This is a genomic window from Acidocella sp., assembly GCF_013044125.1.
In the GTDB taxonomy this organism is placed as follows: domain Bacteria; phylum Pseudomonadota; class Alphaproteobacteria; order Acetobacterales; family Acetobacteraceae; genus Acidocella.
The window spans coordinates 1-9,008 of sequence record NZ_JABEVC010000047.1 but is presented as its reverse complement, the minus strand read 5'-3'; the positions used below and the strand labels follow the sequence as shown (position 1 = coordinate 9,008).

8 protein-coding genes and 1 tRNA gene are annotated in these 9,008 nt (G+C 65.3%); 2 read left to right on the top strand and 7 right to left on the bottom strand.

What is annotated here, in order from left to right; all coding sequences use genetic code 11:
* Position 1 precedes the first annotated feature (1 nt).
* The 6 genes from HKL97_RS02590 to def form a co-directional block, all read right to left on the bottom strand.
* Positions 2 to 76, bottom strand: a tRNA-Val gene (locus tag HKL97_RS02590).
* 175 nt (positions 77 to 251) lie between these two features.
* Positions 252 to 1,220, bottom strand: a complete 969-nt coding sequence (locus HKL97_RS02585) for an alpha/beta hydrolase (protein WP_291422548.1) — start codon at positions 1,218 to 1,220, stop codon at positions 252 to 254.
* 5 nt (positions 1,221 to 1,225) lie between these two features.
* Positions 1,226 to 4,639: a DNA polymerase III subunit alpha gene (dnaE, locus tag HKL97_RS02580; protein ID WP_291422547.1), complete on the bottom strand. Its 3,414-nt coding sequence runs from the start codon at positions 4,637 to 4,639 to the stop codon at positions 1,226 to 1,228.
* Between the two features lie 47 nt (positions 4,640 to 4,686).
* Positions 4,687 to 5,445, bottom strand: coding sequence for a tRNA pseudouridine(38-40) synthase TruA (gene truA, locus HKL97_RS02575; RefSeq protein WP_291422546.1), 759 nt, complete (start codon positions 5,443 to 5,445; stop codon positions 4,687 to 4,689).
* On the bottom strand, positions 5,442 to 6,380 hold the full coding sequence (fmt, locus tag HKL97_RS02570; protein ID WP_291422545.1) for a methionyl-tRNA formyltransferase: 939 nt from the start codon (positions 6,378 to 6,380) through the stop codon (positions 5,442 to 5,444). The genes truA and fmt overlap by 4 nt, the downstream gene beginning before the upstream one ends.
* Complete coding sequence (def, locus tag HKL97_RS02565; protein ID WP_291422544.1) at positions 6,380 to 6,952, bottom strand: peptide deformylase; 573 nt, start codon at positions 6,950 to 6,952, stop codon at positions 6,380 to 6,382. Before def ends, fmt begins: the two co-directional genes overlap by 1 nt.
* Positions 6,953 to 7,110: 158 nt before the next feature.
* Between def and HKL97_RS02560 the strand changes: the two genes are divergently transcribed.
* Together HKL97_RS02560 and HKL97_RS02555 are read left to right on the top strand one after the other, a co-directional pair.
* Positions 7,111 to 7,584, top strand: a complete 474-nt coding sequence (locus HKL97_RS02560) for an Hsp20 family protein (protein ID WP_291422543.1) — start codon at positions 7,111 to 7,113, stop codon at positions 7,582 to 7,584.
* Positions 7,585 to 7,686: 102 nt separating this feature from the next.
* Positions 7,687 to 7,941, top strand: coding sequence for a DUF1150 family protein (locus HKL97_RS02555; RefSeq protein ID WP_284257748.1), 255 nt, complete (start codon positions 7,687 to 7,689; stop codon positions 7,939 to 7,941).
* Positions 7,942 to 8,024: 83 nt separating this feature from the next.
* Here HKL97_RS02555 and HKL97_RS02550 read toward each other — a convergent pair whose 3' ends face one another.
* Positions 8,025 to 8,726 (bottom strand): OmpA family protein, encoded by a 702-nt coding sequence (locus HKL97_RS02550; RefSeq protein ID WP_291422542.1) that lies wholly within the window; start codon positions 8,724 to 8,726, stop codon positions 8,025 to 8,027.
* Positions 8,727 to 9,008 lie beyond the last annotated feature (282 nt).

The following is a 9,008-nucleotide window of genomic DNA, read 5'->3' as shown; positions in this document are numbered from 1 at the left end:
GTGGTGGGCGCGACAGGGATTGAACCTGTGACCCCCACCATGTCAAGGTGGTGCTCTACCGCTGCGCTACGCGCCCATATCCGCCGCGGTGTTTAGCCGTGTTGCGTTTTGGAGGCAAGTACCCCTGTGCCGGATGGTTCAGGATTTCGGCTGGAAACACGGATCGCCGGTGCGCCACATGATGAAAGCGACGATATCGGCCGCCCGCGCGCCGCGCGCGGGTGGAGCCGATCGCGGTCAAGGCGTGGGGTTTATCCTCCGTGCAGCGCCCGGCGCAGGGCTTCGGTGCTATCCCGCAGGGCCGTGGCGGCGAGGCGGCTCGGGCCGATGACATCAAACGCGTGGAACGCGCCGGGATAGACATGCAGCTCCACCGGCACGCCGGCGCGGGTGAGGCGGCGGGCGTAGTCGAGATTTTCCTCCAGAAACAAATCCAGCGCGCCGGTTGCTATGTAGCCGGGCGGCAGCCCTTCCAGGTTTTCAGCGCGCGCCGCCGCCGCATAGGGGGAAACATCCGGCCCGCCGGGGGCCTGGCCGAGCAGGCAGGTCCAGCCGAACAGATTGTCCTGATGGCGCCAGATGAACTGGCCGGTGAGCGGGTGCGGCTGGCTGGAGGTGCAGGTGCGGTCGTCGATCATCGGGTACATGAGGTGCTGGAAGGCGAGTTGGACTTCGCCCCGGTCGCGCGCCAGCAGGGCCAGCGCCGCGGCAAGCCCGCCGCCCGCACTCTCGCCTTTCACCCCGATGCGCGCGGGGTTGATGTTCTGCGCCGCCGCGTTGCGGCTGAGCCAGCGCAGCACGGCGTAGCAATCCTCAAGCGCGCCGGGGGCGGGCGTTTCCGGCGCCAGGCGGTAGTCCACCGCGTAGACGGCGCAGGCAAGCTCATGCGCCAGGATGCGGTTGGGCACGTCCATCATCTCGGGAAAGCCAAAAATGTAGCCGCCGCCGTGGATGTGCAGCACGGCGGGCAGGCTGCCGGAAACCTGGGCCGGGCGGTAGGCGAGAACACGCACATGCCCCGCGGGGCCGGGGATGTTGAGGGTCTCAACGATGACCGGCAGCGGCGGCGGGGGCGGCAGGGCGGCGAGCTGTTCGGCGCGGCCCGTGCGGACCATGGCGAGCGCCTCGGCCGACCATTCCGGCATTGGCGGGTAGGCATTGAGCACTGGCAGCAGTTCAGGGTCTACAAGATGGCTGGAGGGCACCGGCGATTCTCCCAAATTGTTTACATATCCTCGACACGTTCCACGCCGGGGACGAGCTTCATCGCCTGCGCCAGCCGGGCGGTGACGTTGAAACCGCCGGGGAGAATGACATCGAGATTGCGCTCCAGCCCGGTTTTAGGAACCAGCGTGACGCGGCCGCGGCCTTTGCCCTCACGCTCCAACAGGGAACGGATGTGCGGCAGGGCCTCGGTACGGTCCAGCCAGATGCGCAGGGAGGCGCCGGCCTTGGCGGCGGCATCGTCAAGCGGGGTGACATCCACGGCGGTGATACGCAGGGATTCGCCTTCGATCTTCACATCGGCGCTGACCAGCAGAGCCGCGCCCTCGACCAGGATTTCACGCACACGGCCCAGCACCTCGGAAAACAGAGTGACCTCGAAGCTGCCCTCCATGTCCGAGAGGGTGAGCCAGAGCATGCGGCTGCCGGTGCGGGTGATACGCTCCTTTTTGGCGCCCACCGTGCCCGCGAGTTTAAGCCGCGAAGCCCCCGCCTGCGCCCGGCGCTCGATGCTGCCGGAGGAGGCCACGCCGAGGCGCTTGAGGGCGATGGCGTACATATCCAGCGGGTGGGCGCTGACGTGAAAGCCGATGGCCTCGGCCTCGGCGGCCAGGCGGTCGGTCTCGGGCCAGTCAGGAATGTTGGTCAGGCGGATGCTCTCAGGCTCCGCGCCGCCGAACAGGCCGATCTGGCCGGATTGCTTCTCCTCCGCCTGCGCCTGCGCGGTGCGGATGATGGCCTCCGCCGCACTGAACACCTTGGCGCGGTTGGACTCAAGGGATTCGAACGCGCCGGCCTTGGCGAGGATTTCGACATGCGCGCGGGTCAGGGATTTGGGGTCGATGCGGGCGGCGAAATCGGAGATGTCCTTAAATGGCTTGTTGCCGCGCGCCTTGGCGAGATCCGCCATCGCGGCGATGCCGACCCGCTTGATGGCGCCGAGCGCGTAGCGGATGGCGAGGCTGCCGTCCGGCAGGGTTTCAGGTTTAAAATCGGCGCCGGAATAATTGACATCCGGCGGGAGCACCTGGATGCCCATGCGCATCGCGTCGGCGCGCAAAATCGCCAGTTTATCGGTGTTGGCGATGGACAGCGACATGCAGGCGGCGAGGAAGGGAACGGGGTGGTTGGCGCGCAGATAAGCGGTTTGGTACGAGACCAGCGCATAAGCGGCCGCGTGGGATTTGTTGAAGCCGTAATCGGCGAATTTCGCCATGAGGTCGAAGATCTCGTTGGCTTTTTCCTCGGTGAAGCCCTGTTTCAAGGCGCCTTCGCAGAAAATTTTACGCTGGGCGTCCATCTCGGCGCGGATTTTCTTGCCCATGGCGCGGCGCAGCAGATCCGCCCCGGCGAGGGAGTATCCCGCCATCACCTGGGCGATCTGCATCACCTGCTCCTGGTAGACGATGACGCCGTAGGTCTCGGCCAGGATGTCATGAATCGCGGCATCCGGCGCGGTCCAGGCGGCGCCGTGCTTGCGGGCGCAATAGTCGGGGATGTTGGCCATCGGGCCGGGGCGGTTAAGCGCCTGGATGGCGATGAGGTCCTCGAAACGGTCCGGGCGCATCTGTTGCAGGGCGCTGCGGTAACCCTGGGTTTCAAAGGTGAACACGCCGCCGGTGTCGCCGCGCGCGATCATCTCATAGGTTTTCAAATCATCCATCGGGATGGCGGAAAGGTCGATCTCGACGCCCTGCTCGCGCAGGAAGCCGAGCGCGCGGTCCAGCACCGTCAATGTCGTGAGGCCCAGGAAGTCAAATTTCACCAGCCCGGCCTGCTCGACGTATTTCATCGAGAACTGCGTGACCAGCATCTCCGAACGGGGGTCTTTATAGAGCGGGACGAGCTGATCGAGCGGACGGTCGCCGATGACGACGCCGGCGGCATGGGTGCTGGCGTGGCGGTAGAGACCTTCGATCTGCAAGGCGATTTCCATGAGCCGGGCCAGGCCTTCATCAGAATCGCGCAGCTCGCGCAGCTTCACCTCACCGTCGATCGCCTGTTGCAGCGTAACCGGCTTGGCCGGGTTGTTGGGGATGAGCTCGGCCACCTTGTTGACCTGGCCGTAGGGGAGGCCCAGCACGCGGCCAACGTCGCGCACCGCCGCGCGGGCCTGCAGCTTGCCGAAGGTGATGATCTGCGCGACGCGCTCGGCGCCGTATTCGCGGGTGACGTAGGCGATCACCTCGTCGCGGCGCTCCTGGCAGAAGTCGATATCGAAATCGGGCATGGAGACGCGCTCAGGATTGAGAAAGCGCTCGAAGAGGAGGCCATAGCGCAAGGGATCAAGATCGGTGATCAGCAGCGCCCAGGCGACGACGGAGCCAGCGCCGGACCCGCGGCCGGGGCCGACGGGGATTTTCTGCTCCTTCGCCCATTGGATAAAATCCGCCACGATGAGGAAGTAGCCGGGGAAGCCCATCTGGATGATGGTGCCCAGCTCGAATTCCAGCCGCTTGCGATAGGGTTCGCGCGCCTCTTCCGGCAGGCCCTGCGCGTTCAGCCGGGCTTCCAGCCCTTCCTCAGCCATGGCGCGCACCGTCTGCGCCTCGGTGGTGCCGGGGCGGACTTTTGGGCAGGTGGGCAGCAAGGGCTTGCGCGATTGCGCCATCACCGCGCAGGAACGCGCGATGGCCAGCGTGTTGTCGCAGGCTTCCGGCAGGTCCGCGAATAATGCGCGCATGGTGGCGGCGGGCTTGAACCAGTGCTCGGGGGTGACGCGCCGGCGCTCCGGCTCGGCCAGCACCCGGCCCTCGGCAATGCAGAGCAGCGCGTCATGCGCCTGGTGCATCGAGGATTTGGCGAAAAAGCACTCATTGGTGGCAACCAGCGGCAGGGCGCGCGCATCGGCCAGGGTGATCAGCCCGGGTTCGATGGCCTGTTCCAGCTTTTCGCCGTGGCGTTGCAGTTCCACCGCAATGCGGTTGGGAAAGGCTTCGGCAAGGGCGGCGAGATATGCCTCGGCCGCGGCCATCTGCCCTTCCGCGAGCAGCCTGCCGATGGGGCCGTGCGCGCCGCCGGTGAGCAGAAACAAGCCTTCGGCATGGGCGAGCAAGGTCTCCAGGGTGATCTGCGGTTTTGGCGCGCCATCAGAGAACAGATAACTGGCGGAGGAGAGTTTTTGCAGATTGGCGAAGCCGGCCGGGGTTTGCGCCAGCAGCACCACAGGGTCCGGCGCCAGGTTGACGCCGCCGCGCGCCAAGCCAAGCTGGCAGCCGATGATGGGCTGCACCCCGGCGCCGGCGCAGTATTGCGAGAATTCCAGCGCGCCGAACATGTTGGAACTATCGGTGATCGCCACCGCGGGCATGGAGAGCTCACGCGCCAGCGCGGCGATCTTGTCCGGTTTGATCGCGCCCTCAGACAGCGAGAAGGCGGAATGGACCCGCAGATGGACGAAAGTCTCGTAAGGCATGGCGACTCCGGTGAAGCGGGTCAGCTTCGGCTAAAACAGCGGGCCGATCAACTTAAACCTAGATCGGACACATACCCCACGCTGACGAAGTAGAGCCCTTCGGCGGGGGCGGTGGGGCCTGCCACGGCGCGGCTCCGCGCGGCCAAAACCTCCGCCACGCGCGATTCCGGCCAGGACCCCTCCCCCACCATCTTCAAACTGCCCACCATGTTGCGGACCTGGTGGTGCAGAAAGCTGCGGGCCTTGGCGTGAATGATGAGACGCGCGCCTGCGCGCGTCACACTCAGCTCGTCCAGCGTGCGCAGTGGCGATTTGGCCTGGCAGGCGGAGGCGCGGAAGGAGGAGAAATCATGATGGCCGAGCAGTTGCTGCGCGGCGCGGTGCATGGCGGCCTCGTCGAGCGGCTGGCGCACATGCCACACGCGGTTGAGCTCCAGCGCGGGGAACGCCGGGCGGTTGGAGATGATATAGCGGTAACTGCGCCAGGTGGCGGAAAAACGCGCGCTCCAGCCAGCGGGGGCCGGGGCCGCGCGCAGCACCACCACCGGGTGGGGCTTCATGTGGTAGTTCAGCGCCTCGCGCAGGCGGTGGGGGGAGAAATCCGGCAGCTCCATCTGCACGATCTGACCCAGGGCATGCACGCCGGCATCGGTCCGGCCCGAGGCAACCGCGGCGGGGATGCTGCCGCCGCAAAGCTTGGCGCCTGCCTCCTCCATCACCTGCTGCACCGCCAGCCCGTGTTTCTGGCGCTGCCAGCCCATGAAGCCGGTGCCGTCATATTCAACTTCCAGCGCCCAGGGGATCAAAAGAAGCGGGCACCTTCCGGCAGGGTGAAGCCGCGCAGAAACGCGGCGATGGGCATGGCGGCCTTGCCGGGACGCTGGATTTCCAAAGGCCGCAGCGCGGTGCCGCCGCCGCAGGCGATGGTCATGGCGGCGTCCAGAATATCGCCGGGGCGGGTGTCATCGGTGAGGCCCGGGGCCGCGACAACCTCGGCGCGGAGGAATTTGAGGACGATTTCCCCCAACAGCGCCAGCGAGCCTGGCCAGGGGTTGTTGGCGCGAATCTGGCGCTCCAGCGCAACGGCGGGTTGGGTAAAGTCCAGCCGAGCGTCCTCGCGGGTGCGTTTGCGGGCGTAGCCGCCGTCCTCGTCATTGGCCGGGGCAGGCGGCTGCTCCACCGGCTCGCTGGGATCGCTGAGTTCTTCCACGATCAGCGCCGCGCCGATCTGCGCCAGACGGTCGTGCAAATCCCCTGCCGTATCGCGCGGGCCGATGGCGGTGGCCTGGTGGCGCAGCATGGCGCCGGTGTCCAGCCCTTCGTCCATCTGCATGATGGTGATGCCGGTGAAGGGGTCGCCGGCCAAAATAGCGGCCTGGATGGGCGCGGCGCCGCGCCAGCGCGGCAGCAGGCTAGCATGAATGTTGAGGCAGCCGCGCACCGAGGCGCTTAGAATTTCGGGCGGCAGGATGAGCCCGTAGGCGGAGACGATGGCGGCATCGAGGCCAAGGCCACGGAAAAACGCGGCTTCCTCGGCGTTGCCGCGCAGGCGCCGGGGCGTGCGCACCGGCAGGCCAAGTTCCAGCGCCGCCTGATGCACCGGGCAGGGAGTCTCGCGCTGGCCGCGCCCGGCGGGTTTGGGCGGCTGGGCATACACCACGGCGACCTCATGCCCGGCCGCAACCAGCGCGCGCAGGGCCGGGACCGAGAATTCGGGCGAGCCCATGAAGGCGAGCTTCATTACTTGCGCCCCCGCCGCTCCTTTTGGTCCTTCAGCTCCTTGGCCAGCTTGCGGAGCAGAATATTGCGCTTGAGCGGGGAGAGATAATCCACGAACTGCACGCCGTTGAGATGGTCAATCTCGTGTTGCAGGCAGGTGGCGAGCAGGCCGTCAGCCTCGATCTCATGTTTGGCGCCGTTTTCGTCCTGGTAGCGCACTTTCACCCATGAGGGGCGCACGACCTCGGCATACTGGTCCGGCAGCGAGAGACAGCCCTCCTCGCGGGAGCATTTGTCCTCCGAGGCGGCGATGACCTCCGGGTTGACCAGAGCAAGCGGCGCCGGGACTTTGTCAGGCGCCACATCCACCACGATGACGCGCAGCAGCCGGCCAACCTGCGGGGCGGCAAGGCCGATGCCCGGAGCCGCATACATGGTGGCGAACATGGAGGGGATGAGCGCGCGCACCTCATCGTAATCCGCCGGGGTTACCGCGCGAGCGTGCTTGCGCAGCACCGGGTCGGGCACCACGAGGATGGGCAGCAGCGGAACGGCGGGGGCGGTGGTTTCAGAGATGGTTTGTGTGACTGACATGCCGAGACACTTAATGCCGCGCCTGCCCCGCTGCAACGCCGGGCTTGCGCCGCTTGCGCATGCGGGACTTGCATCCGGCCAGATTTATGACAACATAAGCCTCGGACGCCTTCGGGGTCTGAATTCTGCTTCGCTCACAACTGGGGGGGCCTGCCTTTATGAATACCCGCGTTTTCACCTCGCCTTTGTTTCTGGGCTTCGACCATCTGGAACAGATGATCGAACGCGCCGCGAAAAACTCCTCCGACGGCTACCCGCCGTACAACATCGAACAGCTCAGCCCGGTATCGCTGCGCATTACGCTGGCGGTGGCCGGTTTCACCATGGACGACCTGCAAATCACCCTGGAGGATAACCAGTTGGTAATTCGCGGCCGCCAGACTGACGACGGACAAGGGCGCGTGTTCCTCCACCGTGGGATTGCCGCGCGCCAGTTCCAACGGGCGTTCGTCATCGCGGAGGGAATTGAGGTGAAGGGAGCCTGGCTCGACAATGGGCTTTTGCATGTTGACCTGGTGCGCCCGGTGCCGCAGCCTGTGGTGAAAAACATCCCCATTTCGCGCGGGCAGAGCAAAACAAATGTGGCGCCGACTCGGGTGGTGAACGGAGACTCACGGGATTCCCAGGGCTGAACGGCCTCCAGGCGTCCCTAATTAAAACACAACCCGGCAGTAGACTGACCAGACACAGCTTCGCGCAAGATTAACCTGGCTCATTTGAGAAGGAATTTTTCCATGGACATCAAGACACATGACGGAACAGCGAATTTCGTGCCCGGGACCGTGCTCGACATCCACCACATCTCGGCGGCCCAGCTGGCCGGGCTGGGAATGGAGGAAATCGCCTTCGTGAAACCGGTGATGACCGAAAACGGCCCGGCCTTTGCCATCCACGCCGCCGACGGCACGCCAATGGCCATCGCCTCCAACGCGCCGCTGGCCGCAGCCGCCATCATCCAGAACGACATGGTGCCAAGCCTGGTGCATTAGGTAATGCCTCGCTGACAATAAAGCATGAACACCGCCCCTCTCAGTGAGGGGCGGCGCTCTCCAGCCCGAGGCAACCGCCGAGCTTATGACCCAGGCGTCTGCGAGCCTGCCGGTTGCGCCGGGAAGGCCACATAGATTTCCACGCGGCGGTTGGCTGCGCGTCCGGCCGCGGTTGCATTGCTGGCCACCGGGTTCTGCGGGCCCATGCCCTGGGTGGTAATCCGTTGGCCGTTAACCCCGCGCGAGACGAGATAAGACTTGACGCTTCCCGCCCGGTGGTCAGACAGTGGATAGTTGATGTTGCTGGAGCCGGTGCTGTCCGTGTATCCGACAATTTGCACCGTCTCGGTGGGGTTCTGCTGCACGCCTGAAGCCAGCTGATCGAGGATTGGATTGATGCGCGGGTTAAGCGTCGCGCTGCCAGTGTCGAAACCGGCGTCGGCTGGAATGTTGACCTTGAGGCGGTTATCAGCTGTCTGGGTGACCTGCACGCCCGTACCCTGCGCGGATTGCTGCAATTGCTGCTTCTGCGCCTGCAGATGCTGGTTCCAGAGATACCCGCCAAGGCCGCCGGCCGCCGCACCGCCCAGCGCGCCGATAATCGTGCCGCGGGCATGGCCGCCACTGGCCAGCGCGCCGATCAACGCACCGCCGACGGCGCCAATTCCCGCCCCCGTGGCAGCACTGGTGGCGCCGGGATTGTTCTGGGCATATTGCTGGCTGCACCCCGCGAGCAGCGTGACGCACATAAAGGCAGCCGCAGTCCGGTGAACGGTTCTGGTCATTTGCATCGGCGTTCTCCTGATGAATTTTCAGTTTCGTACGTCGCCAGGCAATTGCAAACAACGTAGGGCATGAATTACCGGGCGCATCGGCTCGTTTGCCGCGCCCAAGTCTAAGCCATTTTTTAGTGCTGGAGCAAGCGGTTGGCAGGGGTGTGACAGGGCAATCGGGTGAAGAACTTCGTAACAAGCTGTAAAAGTCTGAATCTGTACGACCCCTCCGATTCGTTAACGGAGGAATTTCATGGAAGAGTTGGCAACGACGCCGGGTGCTGGTTACGAGAC